Below are 15,011 nucleotides of genomic sequence, written 5' to 3'. Positions count from 1 at the left end.
AATCCGAATGAATTTTTACCGCTCTGAGTGATCACTTAAAGACACAAGGAGGGTCAACAGGTCCATGAACAACGCAAATTTTTTCGTGATCGACTACACGCTGCATGGCACGCCCAAGTCTTTCATTATTCGCCTGGAAAAACTCGACACCGCAGAAGCCTGGCATTGGGCAAGCTGCGATGCCGGCATAGGCCGCATCGGCCGATTTGCCCGGGAACAGGTGAAAAAGACCAGCCAGCCCCAGGCCGAGAAATTTGGCATCGAAAATGTGCAATGGCGCCGCTCGGGCGCGCGCTCTTGAACCTGTCAGGGAGGCACAGCCTAGACTGGCACTGGAACCGCAATAACCCTGTAGGGGCCGCTCGCCCCTACAAGCGTTTCACATTTAGCCATGCGCCGACTTGGCACACTCACACCCCGTAGACGAAGCACACGGCTCACCATGGGCATGATGATCGGCACAGCCCTGGCAGCAATAACTCTTACCTTCTTTCATCACCGCCGTTTGCCCCACCAGGCAGTTGCAGTGAGGGCAGGCACAGGTTTTTTCTTGCATGATCAGACTCCTTCGTCATGGTCGTCCCGGTGCGGCGAACGCCGACACCTTAAGCAGTGACTGCCCGACACCACCGTTGGTTCAAAGTCGTTAATCGGCGCGGGTACTGCTGCGATACATGAACACCAGGGCCAGCGCCAGGCAGAGCATCGCCACAATCCGGCTGCCGGACAGTTCGATGGCCGGGTTGCCGAGCCAGCCAAAATTGTCGATCAGCATGCCCATGCCCAATTGCCCAACGATCACCGCCACAGTCGCCACCGCGGTGCCAACAATCGGTACAGCACCGACCATGACCATCATGTACACCACCCCAAACAACGCCCCGGTCAGTTGCCATTTCGGCACATCCAACAGGCTAACCGCGTGAGCCGGCTCAAAGAACAGAACCAGCAGGCCGGTGCTGATCGCCCCGACCACAAAGGTCAGCAGACTGCTGCGCAATACACCCACCGTCTGCCCCAGCCGACCATTGATCGCCGCCTGCACACTCAACACCGCACCTGCGGCCACCACCAATACCAACAACACAATCAGATTCATCGTCTTAACCCCGTGCAATCAAAACAAGTGCCGCCACAATCAACAGCAGCGCAATCCAGCGCTCACCGTTGACCCGTTTGCGCGTGGTGCCGAACCAGCCGAAGTGGTCGATCAACACACTCTTGCCCACTTGGCCGGAGAGAATTGCGATCATGGTCATGGCAATGCCGATATGCGGCGTGGCCAGGGTCAGCACCACCACGTACATCGGGCCCAGGAAGCCGCCGATCAACTGCCAGCGCGGCAGATCGGTGAGGGCCGGGCCTTTTTGCGGGCCACTGAACAGCAATAGCAAAAACAGAATCGCGGAGCCTACGCCGAAAATACTCAAGGTCGCCCACAAGTGCCCGACCTGCACGCCCAACGGCCCCAGCAAACCGGCTTCCACCGACAAGCCCATGCCGGCGAAAATCACCAGCGGCAGTAACAGTAGCCGAAGAAAGGTTTTCGGCTTGGCTTGAGCCAGGCCCGCACCGTCAAGAGAGGAAGTTTGCATAGAACACCTGCGCATTAGAGAGGAGCGATGGCGTGCATTATCCGGTGGCAGTGCCTTGCGATAAATGGGATCATGACGACAACACCTTTGCGTATTTCGCACAGAACGGAGTCATTATGCAGGGTTTGAGCGAGTTGAGTTTCAAGGCGCTTCGCCTGTTTGTCGCGGTACTGGACTACGGCAGTTTCTCCGAAGTCGCCCGCCGTGAGGGCTTGGCGCCCTCCTCCATCTCCCGGCAAATCCAGTTGATGGAACAGGCCCTGGGCCAACAATTGCTGTATCGCCACACTCGTGCCGTCAGCCCCACCGAGGCCGGGCGTTTGCTGGGCCATCACGCACGCTTGGTGCTGGAGCAACTGGAAGAAGCCGGACAGGCCTTGCAGGAACAGGAAAGCGAGCCCAGCGGCCTGGTGCGGATCAACGCGCCGATGGTGTTCGGCCAGCGGCACCTCTCGCCATGGTTGGGTGAGCTGTGCCGGCGCTATCCCAAGCTGCAACTGGATATCCAGCAGACCGACACCTACGTCGACCCGCTGCAAGGCGGTACAGACCTGCTGTTTCGCATCGGCGTACTCAACGATTCCGGCATGCAGGCGCGCATTTTCGCCCCGCAGCGTTTCCGCATCGCCGCCAGCCCTGCCTATCTGGCGCAATACGGTACGCCACAACACCCCGATGAACTGGTGAACCACCAATGCCTGGCCTACAAAGGCGTCACCGGCCAGCAGCGCTGGTTCTTTCGCCGCGACCAGGGCGACTGGACGCCCTACAGCGTCAAGGGCCCAATCACCGGCAACCACGCCGATACCCTGACCCACGCCGCCGAGCAAGGCCTGGGCCTAGTGGTATTTCCGTCGTGGTTGATCGGCGAAGGCCTGCGTGCCGGGACCTTGCAGGCTGTGCTGACTGACTATGAAGTGGCCACGACCCTGGAGCCGCAACAGATTGCTGCACTGTGGCCCGGAAGCCGACGCCTGTCGGTGAAGGTTCGTACGGTGATCGACTACTTCGTCGAATGCTTCGGGCCGGTACCGTACTGGGATCGCTGATTAGAACAGCCATTGCCCGATCAACCAGGCATTGGCGCCGCTGATCACCGCAAATAGGGTCCAGGCCAACAGCTTTGTGGGCAGGCGATTGACGAACGGTCCCATCAGCTGTTTGTCGCCAGTCATGCGAATCAACGGGTACAAGGCAAACGGCAACTGCAGGCTCAACACCACTTGACTGAGGATCAGCAACTTGCCAATGGCATCGTCCCCCATCAGCCACACCCCGAGGAATGCAGGAATCAGCGCCAGCCCACGGGTGATCAGGCGCCGCTGCCAGCAGGGAATCCGCAGGTTGAGGTAGCCCTCCATGATCACCTGGCCGGCGATGGTGCCGGTAAAGGTGGAGCTTTGCCCGGACGCCAGCAAGGCAATGCCGAACAGGATACTAGCGAAGGCGCCGCCCACCAGTGGGTCCAGCAGGTGGTAGGCGTCCTGAATTTCCACGACCTCGGTGTGGCCGGTCTGGTGGAAGGCAGCTGCCGCCAGCACCAGAATCGCCGCGTTGACCAACAAGGCCAGGGCCAGGGAACCAATGGTGTCGATGCGCGCCAGCTTGACCGCGTCCTGGCGGCTGGCTAAATCCTTGCCGAACAACCGAGTTTGCACGATGGAGGTGTGCAAATACAGGTTATGGGGCATCACCGTCGCCCCTAGAATGCCGATGGCCAGGTACAGCGGCGCGGCATCGCTGATGGCCGACAGCGACGGCGTAAAGCCACGGAGCACGTCTGGCCAGTAGGGTTTGATCAGCACTAGTTCAATAAAGAAACACACGCCAATGGTCGCCACCAGTGCCAGCATGATTGCTTCCAGGCGGCGGAAACCACGGTTTTGCAGAGCCAGGATCAGCAGCGTATCGAAGGCAGTGATGACGATGCCGGTGGTCAGGGAAACCCCCAGCAGCAAGTGAAAAGCCAAGGCGCAGCCCAGGACTTCGGCGAGGTCGGTGGCGATGATCGAGATTTCCGCCAATACCCATTGCGTGCGCGCCGAGCGTTTGCTGTAGCGCTCACGGCACAGCTGCGCCAGGTCCTTGCCGGTGGCGATACCCAACCGCGAACACAAACACTGCACCGCCATCCCGGCCAAACTGGCCAGCAACACCACGAACAACAGGTTGTAACCATAGCGTGAGCCGGCCTCGATGGCCGTCGCCCAGTTACCCGGGTCCATGTAGCCGATGGAGATCAGCAAGCCGGGGCCAGCGAATTTCAGCAACCGTTTGAAAAATGAGGCACTGGGATCGACTGCAATGGAGCCGGCGACTTCCGGGGGGCAGAACGGAGCAGTAGCGATTTTCGGCAAGCTAAATTTCACGCGGGGTACCCGGTAAACACACAGAACAAGGGCACAGTTTATCAGTCAGACGAGACCGTACGCATCACCGTTTCCCTGGGCAGATCAAACGCCTCCACCACCTTTACCACCAGGTCCATCTCTTGATTCAGCGCCTCGCGCTCCAGGCGCTGACGAATCACCCCGAGCACCAGCACCGCCAGGGTAGTGATGGAATACGCTGGCCCAGAAAACGCCCGCACCCCACTCACCAACAACATCGCCGCCGCCAGCGCCTGCCCCACCACCGGAATCGCCGTGGCCGCGCCCCGGCGCAGGATAAAGCCGGTCAACCCGGCCAGCGCCGTACCACTCAAGGCCGTGGTGGCCGAGCGCCCGACATCGAAGCGATTGAAAAAACCCTGTTCCTTTTGCGCAGCCGCCTGGAGTTCGGCCTCGAAGACCTTGCGGTCGGCCAGGCTGAGCTTGTCCTTGTACTGCTCGATCAAGGTTTCGGCGACCCGTTCTTCAAGGGCCGTGAGCGCCACGCTGTCGAGGGGCTGGTCAAACTTGATCCCCACGCGCTGGACCACGTCCTGGGCCATTTCGCGATAGCTGACGCCATGGCCCCGCGCCAGGTTCATAAAGCTGTCGCCGCCCATGCGTTGCAACTCCACGGCCAGTTTCAGCGGCTCGCGCACGCTGACATCGATGGACGCACTGTGTTTTTGCGCCATTAATTCAGCAAGAAACTTCAGTTCATCCGGCCGCGCCTGCACCAGCAGCGGGAACAGGTCGACATCATCCTCGGCAAACCGCACCTCGCTACTACGCTGATCGGCGCGGATCATGCCCCGGCGCTCCTGCAGCAGGTCGGTGTATTGCACCACCGTCTTCAATTGTGGCCAGTAGGCAGCGTGATCAAAGGTGGTCAAGTGCACGTTGGCCACCTTGTCCTTGAGGGACGGGGTCAACGGGATCGCATAACGGCCGATGCACCGCTCGGCATCCGGCTTGAGCGCCAGCGCCCAGTCCTTGCTGGAGTGGCAGTTGATCACCCGGCCCTTCAACGGCGCCGACACCTGGTCCCAGGGGCTGGAGGTGCAGATCGCACCGCCCATCAACAGGAGGTTGTTCAACGGCAGTTCACGAGCCAGTTCGGGGCTTGCCAACAAACTCTTGACCAACAACCGCGCGCCCAGCGAATGGCCAATCAGGTTGATTTTCTGCACCTGGATAGACTCGCCGTGCAGGTAGTTAGCTAACTCGGGCAGCAGGCTTTTGGCGACTTCATCAACCCGGGCTTCGACGCTTTTGTAGTGGTCGAGAAAATAGGCAATCGCCTTGCCCAGGCCAATGGTCGCCGCGCCCAGGGTGCCGCCGCCGAGCATTGAAGCGATGACGTCCTTGAACGGCGCAAACAGGTTTTCCAGGAAATGCCCCGCCGGCCAGAACAGCATCAGGTTGGTCGAGCCTTCGATGGTCGCCAGTTGCGCCTTGAAGTTGCCCAGCTGTTGCTGATTGAAGAAGGCCGAGTAACCGTGGACGTAGAGATTGAGCACTTTCCCTTGGGGCTCGCCGCACAGGACGAACGTGGGCTTGCGGGTGCGGTGCATTTCATCCCACTGGTGTTGCATGGGGCGGTGACTCCTGATGACGGTGGAGGGCGATAGTAGCAAAGGGTGGGTTGAGGCAATGTAAAAACCTCGGTGGGTTAAGGAACCCTCTGTCCATACACATGGACAGGCATGCCCTAAATCAGGGATTTTGTTCCGATATTCAGTTCTCTAGCATCCTCCACTGATGCTGAGAGACGCCGGTAACGCTGAACGACTCAACTGGCGAAGTTCTCGATCTTTACCTGACCGTCAGGAAAGGTCGCGACAATCTCCAACTCGCCACCCATGGCCCGGATGTAGTTACGCAGGGTGCTGATGTACATGTCGGTGCGCCGTTCCATTTTTGAAACGGCCGCTTGGTTGATATTCAGTACCTTGGCCAGACTCTCCTGGCTCATCTGCTGAGCTTTACGCAGTTCATGCAGAGGCATTTCTTTCAAGTGCTGCTGGAAAACCCGCTCGGCGTCGGCGCGTGCCTCGAGGGTCATGCGAGCTTGAAGTTCAGCAAATTTTTTAGCCATGATTACGGCCCTCTTTACGCAGTGTTTCCAAATGTTCGTCATACAGCTTTTCCGCCACAAGGACGTGTTCGTCGTACCACCGGTGCTGTCCGGTTTTATCGCCGCCGATCAACAATAAAGCGCATCGGCGCGGATCGAACGCATACAGCACGCAATAAGGTCGCCCCCTATGCTGCACCCGTAACTCTCGAAGATTGCCATGCCGAGAGCCTTTGATATCGCTGCTGTGGGGAAAGCGCAGGCCCGGCCCCAGGAGGCCTAACAAATCTACGCTAGCTGATACCGAGGATTGCGCCTTTGCATCCAAGCCACCCCACCAGTTACCGAATTCGTCCGTGTATTCAATATCCCAGCCCATGGAAATATGCCACCCAAGGAATATAAACTCAAGGGCATAACTTTATTTGCTTTAGCCGTCATAGGGCCCGCCAGGTTTTCCGACAAATTGTTTTCAGTTCGTGCACTGCATGCCTGCACGTCGCCCGCAGCCTGATCACTACCCAGTCCCCCGGACCACTGTCGCCAGGGTGTGCTTCAGGATGCCAGCGATGTGTTTGCAGTGATAACAGAGCAGGACAGTCCCCAGCGAACACTGGCTACCCATGTATTTTCTCTGCAAAAATTCAGATTTCAAAATGTAAAAAAGCGTTCTAATAGCGCTCTGTTGATTCGAAAAAGATCCTGGAGTAAGCAATGCCCCATGAAGGCAACCTGTTACAAGCGGCCGTGGTGTTCCTGTTCGCCGCAGTGCTCACCGTACCCTTGGCCAAGCGCCTGCAATTGGGCGCGGTACTGGGCTATTTGCTGGCTGGGGTGATCATCGGCCCGTCGGTACTGGGGCTGGTGGGCAACCCGCAAAGTGTCAGCCAGTTTTCCGAGTTAGGGGTGGTGTTGCTGCTGTTCATCATTGGCCTGGAGCTTTCGCCCAAACGTTTATGGGTGATGCGCAAGGCGGTGTTCGGCGTCGGCCTGGCCCAGGTGATGCTCACCGGGACGGTTATCGGCGTGCTAGCGCTGTGGGTATTTGGCCAGTCGTGGAACAGCGCCATTGTGCTGGGTCTGGGCCTGGCCTTGTCCTCCACTGCCTTCGGCCTGCAAAGCCTGGCCGAACGCAAGGAACTGAACCAACCCCATGGCCGCCTGGCGTTTGCCATTCTGCTGTTTCAGGACATCGCGGCGATCCCGCTGATCGCCATGGTGCCGCTGCTCGCTGGCAGCAATCACACCACTACCGCCGCCCAGGACCTGAACCACGGCTTGCAGGTATTGGGCAGCATCGTCGTGGTGATCATTGGCGGTCGTTATCTGTTGCGACCGGTGTTTCGCATTGTCGCCAAGACAGGGCTGCGAGAAGTGTCCACCGCAACGGCCCTGCTGGTGGTGATCGGCACGGCATGGTTGATGGAGCTGGTGGGCGTGTCCATGGCCTTGGGTGCGTTCCTCGCAGGCCTCTTGCTGGCTGACTCGGAATACCGCCACGAACTGGAATCCCAGATCGAACCGTTCAAGGGGCTGTTGCTGGGGCTGTTTTTTATCAGCGTCGGCATGGGCGCCAATATCAGCCTGTTGTTCAGCGCGCCGATCGTCGTGCTGGGGCTGACCCTGCTGCTGATCGCCATCAAGCTGCCGCTGCTGTTTTGCATCGGCCAACTGGCGGGTGGTCTCAATCGCGAAAGTGCACTGCGCCTGGGCGTGGTGCTGGCCGCAGGCGGTGAGTTCGCCTTCGTGGTGTTCAAGATCGGCCGCGACCAGGGCCTGTTCGAACCGCGGCTCTACGACATCCTGGTGCTGACCATCACTCTGTCCATGGCCCTGACCCCGTTGCTGTTGCTGCTGTGTCCGAAACTGTTCAAACCCAAGAGCAAAACCGTCAAAGTACCCGAGGAATACCGCGCCATCCAGAGCGATGCGCCACGGGTGGTGATCGCCGGCATGGGCCGCATGGGGCAGATCGTGGCGCGTATCCTGCGAGCACAAAACATTTCGTTTATCGCCCTCGACACCTCGGTGGAAACTATCGAGCTGACCCGCAGTTTTGGCGGCATGCCGGTATTCTACGGCGACCCACAGCGCCCGGAAATCCTCCATGCGGCCAAGGTCGACCGGGCGGAGTTTTTCGTGATTGCCATGGATGATCCCGAGATCAACATCAAGACCGCCGAACTGGTGCGCAGTCTGTACCCGCACATGAAGATCATCGCCCGCGCCCGTAACCGCCAGCACGTCCATCGCCTGGTGGACCTGGACGCGTCACCAGTGCGCGAGACGTTCTACTCCAGCCTGGAAATGAGTCGTCGCACCCTGGTGGGACTGGGCCTGAGCCAAAACCAGGCCGATGCGCGGATCAACCGCTTCAAGAACCACGACCTGCAACTGCTGGCCGCCCAGCATGCGGTGTACGACGACGCGGCCAAGGTCATGCAGTCCGCCCAGGAGTCTCGCACGGAACTGGCGCGGTTGTTTGAGATGGATCGGTTGGAGGAAGAGTCCGACAAGACGTGAGGATGGACATGAACGATATTGCGAATATCTGACAGAATACGGCGCAATTTCGTTCTTTCCTGGAGAGCTTCATGGCCACCCTCACCAAGACCGCAGCCCTCTTGGCGCTCATGCTGACCGCAAGCTTGGGCGCCAGCCAAGTGTTCGCCGCCGACAAGCCAGCCGGCCAGACCATCTCCACCTTGGACGGCAAATTCACCTTCAGCCTGCCCAAGGCCTACACCGCCGATGCACTGCCGGCCGGCGATGAAGCCCACGGCACCGCTGGCGCCAGCGGCACGATGTACACCAACCAGGTGGGCAAAAGCGTGGTGATCGTGGCTGAGACCCTGCGTAATGACGGTATCACCATCAAGGACAACGACCCGCAATTTCTCGACGGCGCAGTGACTGGGTTCGTCAAGGAGCAAAGCGCCACCCTGCCAGACTTCAAGAAACTGGGCGAAAAAAAGCTGGTCCTCAAGGGCTTGGGCATGCGTCAGGTTGACAGCACGGCGACCATGGGTGGCGGCAAGACTCTGACCTCGACATTCTTTGCCGGCTCCGGCAATCACCTGCTGGTAATCCAGGCGATTTCCCGGGCCGATGATGCCAAGGGTCATGGCGTGCTGGTGAAGCAGATTACGGGCGGCAAGTAAGCCGTTTTCCACGGGTATAGCTTTGTTTAGGGCAGGCTCTTTTGGAGCCAGTTCTTCAGGTCCTGCACTTGGGCATTACTGATGGTATGGGTCATGCCCGGATAACCATGAAACTCCGGTTTCAGCCCCAGGCCCGACAACACCTCATTGGCCCGCGTGGCCGAGGCATACGGCAACGCTTGGTCCAACGTGCCATGGCCGATAAAAATCGCCAGCTTGCCCAGTTGCTCATCCGGCTTGAGCTGGGCCTTGAACTGAGCCTTGAGCTGAGCCTGGAGCACCGGCAACACGCTGCCACTCAACGCCGCGATCCCCCGCAGCATTTGCGGCTGCCGTAAGCCCACCTCGTACGACATGATCGCTCCCTGGCTGAACCCCACCAGGAATACTCGGTCGCTCTGGGTGTGGTACTTGGCCGTGGCCTGGGCGACAAAGTCCTCGATCAGCCGTGCGCTGCTCTGCAAATCGACGGTCTCGCCATCGTAGTCGCCATTGCCGGGCGTCTTGCGAAACCAGCGATAGCCATCCTCATCCACCGTTCCCGGTGCTCGAACTGACAGGTAGCTCCAGGCCGACGGCAGTTCATCCCTGAGACCGAAAAGGTCCTGCTCATTGCTGCCAAACCCGTGGAGAAAAATCACCAGGGGCTGGTTGCGTGAATCACTTTGAGTCTGCTCCAGGTACGACAGCGGCAAATCCGTGTGCAGGGCAGATTGGGCGTGGGCGACACCCGCATACAACGTCAGCGCCAAGACGATCAGTTTGAACATGGGGATCAACCTCAAGGCTTGCGCAGCAAATAAGTGTCCATGATCCAGCCGTTGGCCTGGCGCGCCGCCTTGCGCACACGCTCAATCTCATCGGCAACCTCAGCCACCTTGCCGCTGATGAGTATCTCGTCCGGCGTACCAAGGTAGGCGCCCCAATAGATATCCAGGTCCTTATCCGCCACGGTGCGGTAGGAGTCCTCGGCATCGAGCATCACCACCAACGTATCGGCGTCACTGACCTTCCCCGCCGCCAACCGGCGGCCGGTGGTGATCTCGATGGACCGGCCGATACGGTTCAGCGGCACTTTGTGCTGGGCCGCCAGGGCCTGGACGCTGGTGATGCCGGGGATGACTTCGAACTCGAATTCACAGCGGCCAGTGGCGAGGATTGCCTGGAGGATGCGGATGGTGCTGTCGTACAGCGCCGGGTCGCCCCACGCCAGGAATGCGCCCACTTCACCGTCGGCCATTTGTTCGTTGATCATCCGCTCAAAGGTCTGCTGCTTGTCGCGATTCAGGTCCTGCACAGCGGTGGTGTAGTCGATTTCACCGCGCACTCGCTCGGGGCAATCCGCCTCGACAAACCGGTAGTCGTGATCGGTGATATAGGTCTCGCAGATTTCCCGACGCAGGTCGATCAGCTTGTCCTTGCTCTGGCCCTTGTCCATCAGGAAAAACACGTCGGTGCGGTTGAGCGCCTTGACCGCCTGCATGGTGATGTAGTCGGGGTTGCCGGCGCCAATGCCGATGATCAGGATGCTCTTCATGGGAAAGTCTTCATGAGGTGTTCTCAATGCGGGGCGGCGATTTTGCCATGTTCCGGCTACGAGGCGTGAGTTTCCAGGCGCAGGCGCCAGACACCGTTGAAACGCAGCTCGGTGGATGACAGCGGCTCCACGTCGATCAGGTAGAACATCGCGACCGGGCATTGCATGACGTGCAGCAAGGCAGCACGGATGATGAAGGGATGGGTCACCGCCACCACGTGTCCTGGATTAGCTTCGAGGGTTTGCATCCACTGCCCTACCCGCTTGCAGACCTGTTGCACCGATTCGCCACCATGAGGGGCGCTGGTGCTGTCGGTAAGCCAGGTCATCAACTCGTCGCGGTCGACCTCGTCAATATCCTGGCCCTGCCAACTGCCGAAATCACCCTCGCGCAAGGCTTCATCGACCTTTGCGCCGTTGCCGAACAACGTTGCCGTTTGCCGGGTTCGGGCTTCAGGACCACAGAGCAGGCGCAGGTTTTTCTTGAAACGCCCGGCCAGCGATAACGGCACCTGCTGCCAATCCATCTCCAGAGACTGGTCGACAGGGAATTGACCGCGTTTCTGATACGGCGTCGTGGCGTGGCAAACAAGGGTCAAACGTGTGGCCTGCATCCCCTTCTCCTCTGATGTGGGAATCACGTGTGCAGTCAATACTGCGCCACCCCCTTGTCTGAAAAGCCAATTGTTCACAAACTTCCCCGGCAAGTTGACCAACGGTCACGGGATTATTCAGATGCCGCCCTGTTTCAGGTGCCACTACTGTCGCCGACATGGCGCAATACGGCAGTAAGGTCGAGATTGTCACTCGCGAATAGATCGAACTGTACCCGTACCGGCAAAACCGCTGCTGGCAGCAAGGCCGGCATTGCTCCACCTTGACGCAGGAGTTACCCCCCAACTCTCTGAACGACTGAAAACCAGGTTCGCATACCAGTCAATGCTGATTGCAATTCGATGACTACTTCAGTGCGCCAGCGATTGGTCAACTCATCCATTTCCTGAGGTGTAATGCTCAATAGCGCCTTGTCAAGGATCGAGTACAGCTCCAGTTGGCTGCGGTTGACCCCAAAGGTGATGCGGGCAGGCTGCGAGCCAACCGTGCTGGTCACGCGCAAACGATCACGGTACTGACGGGCAATTACGTAGCGGGCGCTGATCAGCGAGTTGAGCGCCGCATCAGCCTCGCCGCTGGCCACCAGCTCCATGGCCTGCACGGGACTCTGCACCTCCACGAACTTGATGCCGGGATAATCCTGGGTAATTCTTTCACGCAGGACGTTGCCACCAATCATCGCAAGGCGCTTGCCCGGCATGTCCTCCAGTGTGAGCGGATTGCCCGTGCCGCTGCGACTGACCAGCACGAAGGGGTTGGTCAGGTACGGGCGGGTAAAACGTATCTTCTCTTCGCGCTCCATGCTGGGGGTGATAACCCCCATCATCTCGACAGCGCCAGCGTTGACCTGATCAACTTGCCAGGGAAGCGAGCCGCCGCGCACCACATCGAACTTGAGCCCGGTACGCAAGCTGACCTGGGCCAGGACCTCCGCACTCAAGCCCTGAAACTGGCCCTGTTCGTTGAAAAATGAAATCGGCACAAACTCGTCGAGCACCGCTACCTTTACCCGCGGATGCTTGTCCAGCCAGCGCTGCTCACTGGCACTCAGACGCAGGCGTACCTTGCCGATGAAACCGAGATTGCCAGCGCTCCAGCGGCGCAAGATCTCCATTTTCTCGCTGACCGGGATCACTTGCAACGCCGCATTGACGATGCCCAGCAGACGGGTGTTGTCGCGCGAGAATGCGAAAGCGAAAGGATTGACCTCCAGTGTAGAAAAGTCGGCCATGCGTACGTTATTGAGGTGGTTTTTAATGATCAGGTAATTGGTGCTGATCGCATCCCCCAGGTAGACATCCGCCTGGCCGAACGCAACAGCGCCAATGGCTTCGAAGGTCGACGGGAAAAGTTGCAACCGGGCGTTGGGGTAAAACGCCTCTACCGCCGCCGGTTGCATGTAGTGATAGAGCATCGCCAAGCGCTTGCCCGCCAAGTCGGGGCTCAGGGCCTGGCTGTCATCCATGCGCGTCACCAGCGTCGGTTGGTCGTTGGCATACGAACGCGACAATACAAGCTGCGGGTCCGCCGCCTCGTAACCGTTAGCCGATCCCAGAAAGTCCACCTCGCCACGCTTGAGCGCCGCGATAACCTCATTGCGATTGTCGTAGCACCGAACCAGGACCGTGACGTTCAAGGCCTGGGCGATCAGCCCTGCGTAATCGGCAGTAATGCCCTCTAGGTCACCATTATTATTAGTCAAATCAAACGGCGCATAATCGGGGCCGGAGACCCCCATCACCAACGTGCGCCGCTCTCGCAACCAACGCCAGTGCGGCTCACCCAGGGTCACCGGCTGACCGTCAAAGTGGGAGTGCCCCAGCAAATGCAGGGACCGTGGTTCGCCAAAGGCCAAGCCCGCCGTGGATAACAGGCTCATCAACAAGAATGCTGTGAACCACTGGCCCAAGGAAACTGACATTTCAGATCAAATGGTTGCGCTGGGCGAACTTGGACAAGTGCACCACCGACGACATGTGCAGTTTCTCCTTCAATCGGGTTTTATAGGTGCTGATGGTCTTGTGGCTCAACAGCATATCCTCAGCGATATCCTTGTTGCCCAGGCCGAGGGCCAGTTTCTGCAACACCGTCAACTCACGGTCCGACAATGCAGCCACCAGTTGTTGCTCGGTGGATTGCAAGTCATCCCGGCGCACAGAGCTTGTGGGCAGGCTGGGAAAGCAACTGTAGTTGGACATGACGGCCTTGATGGCTTTTTGTAACTCATCCAACTCGCCGGTTTTTGCGACAAAGCCCATCGCACCGGCACGCATGCAGCGCGTTGAGAAAAACACTGCCAGGTAGGAGGTCAACACCAGGATTTTGCACGGCAGGCCCAGCGCCTTGATCCGGCTGATCACCTCCAGCCCTCCCAGCTTGGGCATGGCCAAGTCGAGGATGACCAGGTCGGGCCGCTCCTCCCTGGCGATCTGCATGGCGTCAGCACCATTGCCCGCCTCAAAAATCTTGTCGAAGCCTTCCTGCTTCAACAGATATTTAACGGTTGCACGAATGAACGGATGATCATCCACTATTAACGCTTTGCTCATGCGACTCCCCTGGGAAGACACCACCCTGATTGATTCCATTACCGACGACTCGATCATTTCATCAAGGTGTCAGTACCCTTGCACATCACGCGAGGCCTATCTACCTGTGAGAAATCACAGTTCCGACGAGCGGCGCTGTGTAAACAGGAACAACTCAGATATGCCTGGCCCCGGTTCTTGAAAAAACAGCACCTTCAATCCCCGCTAGGCGCAAGGGCGCAACATTAGCAATGAAAGGACGCTTCAACTGAAGGGCAAGTCCTAGTGTCTTGTAGGACTTATCCTCATAAAAACATAGTCAACGTTGCTGACTCACTGGGTGGGAGGCAGGGCGCGTGGCCCCGCGACATGGCAAAAAACTGCTGTGGGGTTGGGTTGAGGGACGAAGGCTACTCGGTGGTACTGGGGCTCCAGAACGCTTGAACTACCAGTGTCGACGTGGAAATGCGCGCTACCAGCGCATCCAGCTCATCCCCGTCTACCGACGTCACCGCCAGGGTGGCTTCGATTTCCACCTCATCACTACCAAATGGCCGCACGTCGACATCACTGGCCGGGTAGTTACAGCGCGCCAGTTCCGCCTCCAGCAACGCCAGTACGGCCTTTTGCTGAGTACGCCGGGCGATCACGTAAAGAACGTTGGTGACCTCGGCAGACACCACATCCAGCGGCTGGCGGTTGATATTGTTGACGATCGGCCGCAACAAGGTATTGGCCGCCAGTACAAACAACGTGCCGAGCAACGCTTCAAGGATCAGGTCGGCACCGGCGCAAGCCCCGACGGCCGCCGAGGCCCACAGCGTGGCTGCGGTATTGAGCCCACGCACATTGCCTTCCTCGCGCATGATGACCCCGGCGCCAAGAAAGCCGATGCCGGACACCACGTAGGCGACCACCCGTACCGCGCCTTCGGCACCGCCCAGGCGGTTGGCCATGTCAACGAAAATTGCCGCCCCCACCGCCACCAGCACGTTGGTGCGCAGGCCCGCGGTGCGCTGGCGGTACTGACGTTCAAAACCGATCAGCCCGCCGAGGATGAACGCGGCACTGAGGCTGACCAGGGTATCGATCAGGGAATTGAGGTTAATGTTGTTGATGGCTTGCATCA

General features: G+C 59.0%; 16 protein-coding genes and 1 pseudogene. 4 read left to right on the top strand and 13 right to left on the bottom strand.

Annotated features, from left to right (window positions below):
- Nucleotides 1–64 precede the first annotated feature (64 nt).
- Nucleotides 65–301 (top strand): DUF6555 family protein, encoded by a 237-nt coding sequence (locus tag FQ182_RS08320; protein ID WP_149413645.1) that lies wholly within the window; start codon nt 65–67, stop codon nt 299–301.
- 84 nt (nt 302–385) lie between these two features.
- Here FQ182_RS08320 and FQ182_RS08315 read toward each other — a convergent pair whose 3' ends face one another.
- The 3 genes from FQ182_RS08315 to FQ182_RS08305 all read right to left on the bottom strand — a co-directional run bounded on the left by FQ182_RS08315 (nt 386) and on the right by FQ182_RS08305 (nt 1,595).
- Nucleotides 386–556 carry a metallothionein gene (locus FQ182_RS08315; RefSeq protein WP_149413646.1) on the bottom strand — a complete coding sequence of 57 codons (171 nt, stop codon included), beginning with the start codon at nt 554–556 and terminating at the stop codon, nt 386–388.
- Nucleotides 557–646: 90 nt separating this feature from the next.
- Nucleotides 647–1,099: a DMT family transporter gene (locus FQ182_RS08310; RefSeq protein ID WP_133101180.1), complete on the bottom strand. Its 453-nt coding sequence runs from the start codon at nt 1,097–1,099 to the stop codon at nt 647–649.
- A gap of 4 nt (nt 1,100–1,103) precedes the next feature.
- On the bottom strand, nt 1,104–1,595 hold the full coding sequence (locus FQ182_RS08305) for a DMT family transporter (protein WP_133101181.1): 492 nt from the start codon (nt 1,593–1,595) through the stop codon (nt 1,104–1,106).
- A 116-nt stretch (nt 1,596–1,711) separates the two neighbouring features.
- On the opposite strand from FQ182_RS08305, the gene FQ182_RS08300 reads away from it, so the two are divergent.
- Nucleotides 1,712–2,644, top strand: coding sequence for a LysR family transcriptional regulator (locus FQ182_RS08300; RefSeq protein WP_149413647.1), 933 nt, complete (start codon nt 1,712–1,714; stop codon nt 2,642–2,644).
- On the opposite strand, the gene FQ182_RS08295 is transcribed toward FQ182_RS08300, so the two are convergent.
- From FQ182_RS08295 to FQ182_RS08280, 4 genes are all read right to left on the bottom strand, one after another.
- Nucleotides 2,645–3,964, bottom strand: coding sequence for an Nramp family divalent metal transporter (locus FQ182_RS08295; protein WP_149413648.1), 1,320 nt, complete (start codon nt 3,962–3,964; stop codon nt 2,645–2,647).
- 41 nt (nt 3,965–4,005) lie between these two features.
- Nucleotides 4,006–5,559: a DUF726 domain-containing protein gene (locus tag FQ182_RS08290; RefSeq protein ID WP_149413649.1), complete on the bottom strand. Its 1,554-nt coding sequence runs from the start codon at nt 5,557–5,559 to the stop codon at nt 4,006–4,008.
- A gap of 197 nt (nt 5,560–5,756) precedes the next feature.
- Entirely contained in the window at nt 5,757–6,062 is a 306-nt protein-coding gene (locus tag FQ182_RS08285) for an XRE family transcriptional regulator (RefSeq protein ID WP_149413650.1), read from the bottom strand.
- Complete coding sequence (locus tag FQ182_RS08280; protein WP_149413651.1) at nt 6,055–6,420, bottom strand: type II toxin-antitoxin system RelE/ParE family toxin; 366 nt, start codon at nt 6,418–6,420, stop codon at nt 6,055–6,057. The genes FQ182_RS08285 and FQ182_RS08280 overlap by 8 nt, the downstream gene beginning before the upstream one ends.
- Nucleotides 6,421–6,755: 335 nt before the next feature.
- Between FQ182_RS08280 and FQ182_RS08275 the strand changes: the two genes are divergently transcribed.
- Together FQ182_RS08275 and FQ182_RS08270 are read left to right on the top strand one after the other, a co-directional pair.
- The gene (locus tag FQ182_RS08275) at nt 6,756–8,564 is read left to right on the top strand and encodes a monovalent cation:proton antiporter-2 (CPA2) family protein (RefSeq protein ID WP_149413652.1); all 1,809 of its coding nucleotides are present in this window, start codon (nt 6,756–6,758) and stop codon (nt 8,562–8,564) included.
- Between the two features lie 71 nt (nt 8,565–8,635).
- Nucleotides 8,636–9,202 carry a hypothetical protein gene (locus FQ182_RS08270; RefSeq protein ID WP_149413653.1) on the top strand — a complete coding sequence of 189 codons (567 nt, stop codon included), beginning with the start codon at nt 8,636–8,638 and terminating at the stop codon, nt 9,200–9,202.
- Between the two features lie 26 nt (nt 9,203–9,228).
- Here FQ182_RS08270 and FQ182_RS08265 read toward each other — a convergent pair whose 3' ends face one another.
- The 6 genes and pseudogenes from FQ182_RS08265 to FQ182_RS08240 form a co-directional block, all read right to left on the bottom strand.
- Nucleotides 9,229–9,972: an alpha/beta hydrolase gene (locus tag FQ182_RS08265; protein ID WP_149413654.1), complete on the bottom strand. Its 744-nt coding sequence runs from the start codon at nt 9,970–9,972 to the stop codon at nt 9,229–9,231.
- 11 nt (nt 9,973–9,983) lie between these two features.
- Nucleotides 9,984–10,739, bottom strand: a complete 756-nt coding sequence (gene cobF / locus FQ182_RS08260; protein WP_149413655.1) for a precorrin-6A synthase (deacetylating) — start codon at nt 10,737–10,739, stop codon at nt 9,984–9,986.
- Between the two features lie 56 nt (nt 10,740–10,795).
- On the bottom strand, nt 10,796–11,353 hold the full coding sequence (locus FQ182_RS08255; protein WP_149413656.1) for a histidine phosphatase family protein: 558 nt from the start codon (nt 11,351–11,353) through the stop codon (nt 10,796–10,798).
- 338 nt (nt 11,354–11,691) lie between these two features.
- Nucleotides 11,692–13,233 (bottom strand): annotated as a pseudogene (locus FQ182_RS08250) (transporter substrate-binding domain-containing protein); the annotation flags it as partial.
- A 43-nt stretch (nt 13,234–13,276) separates the two neighbouring features.
- Complete coding sequence (locus tag FQ182_RS08245) at nt 13,277–13,903, bottom strand: response regulator transcription factor (RefSeq protein WP_149413658.1); 627 nt, start codon at nt 13,901–13,903, stop codon at nt 13,277–13,279.
- Nucleotides 13,904–14,292: 389 nt separating this feature from the next.
- Nucleotides 14,293–15,009, bottom strand: coding sequence for an MgtC/SapB family protein (locus tag FQ182_RS08240; protein ID WP_149413659.1), 717 nt, complete (start codon nt 15,007–15,009; stop codon nt 14,293–14,295).
- Nucleotides 15,010–15,011: the final 2 nt, after the last annotated feature.

This window comes from Pseudomonas sp. ANT_H4 (assembly GCF_008369295.1).
GTDB lineage: Bacteria > Pseudomonadota > Gammaproteobacteria > Pseudomonadales > Pseudomonadaceae > Aquipseudomonas.
This window is presented reverse-complemented; position numbering and strand designations above follow the sequence as displayed.

Excerpts from the sequence above, each read along its gene's own strand:
- FQ182_RS08320 (WP_149413645.1), top strand. The coding sequence starts at position 65 with ATGAACAACGCAAATTTTTTCGTGATCGACTACACGCTGCATGGCACG.
- FQ182_RS08315 (WP_149413646.1), bottom strand. The coding sequence starts at position 556 with ATGCAAGAAAAAACCTGTGCCTGCCCTCACTGCAACTGCCTGGTGGGG.
- FQ182_RS08310 (WP_133101180.1), bottom strand. The coding sequence starts at position 1,099 with ATGAATCTGATTGTGTTGTTGGTATTGGTGGTGGCCGCAGGTGCGGTG.
- FQ182_RS08305 (WP_133101181.1), bottom strand. The coding sequence starts at position 1,595 with ATGCAAACTTCCTCTCTTGACGGTGCGGGCCTGGCTCAAGCCAAGCCG.
- FQ182_RS08300 (WP_149413647.1), top strand. The coding sequence starts at position 1,712 with ATGCAGGGTTTGAGCGAGTTGAGTTTCAAGGCGCTTCGCCTGTTTGTC.
- FQ182_RS08290 (WP_149413649.1), bottom strand. The coding sequence starts at position 5,559 with ATGCAACACCAGTGGGATGAAATGCACCGCACCCGCAAGCCCACGTTC.
- FQ182_RS08285 (WP_149413650.1), bottom strand. The coding sequence starts at position 6,062 with ATGGCTAAAAAATTTGCTGAACTTCAAGCTCGCATGACCCTCGAGGCA.
- FQ182_RS08280 (WP_149413651.1), bottom strand. The coding sequence starts at position 6,420 with ATGGGCTGGGATATTGAATACACGGACGAATTCGGTAACTGGTGGGGT.
- FQ182_RS08275 (WP_149413652.1), top strand. The coding sequence starts at position 6,756 with ATGCCCCATGAAGGCAACCTGTTACAAGCGGCCGTGGTGTTCCTGTTC.
- FQ182_RS08270 (WP_149413653.1), top strand. The coding sequence starts at position 8,636 with ATGGCCACCCTCACCAAGACCGCAGCCCTCTTGGCGCTCATGCTGACC.
- FQ182_RS08265 (WP_149413654.1), bottom strand. The coding sequence starts at position 9,972 with ATGTTCAAACTGATCGTCTTGGCGCTGACGTTGTATGCGGGTGTCGCC.
- cobF (WP_149413655.1), bottom strand. The coding sequence starts at position 10,739 with ATGAAGAGCATCCTGATCATCGGCATTGGCGCCGGCAACCCCGACTAC.
- FQ182_RS08255 (WP_149413656.1), bottom strand. The coding sequence starts at position 11,353 with ATGCAGGCCACACGTTTGACCCTTGTTTGCCACGCCACGACGCCGTAT.
- FQ182_RS08245 (WP_149413658.1), bottom strand. The coding sequence starts at position 13,903 with ATGAGCAAAGCGTTAATAGTGGATGATCATCCGTTCATTCGTGCAACC.
- FQ182_RS08240 (WP_149413659.1), bottom strand. The coding sequence starts at position 15,009 with ATGCAAGCCATCAACAACATTAACCTCAATTCCCTGATCGATACCCTG.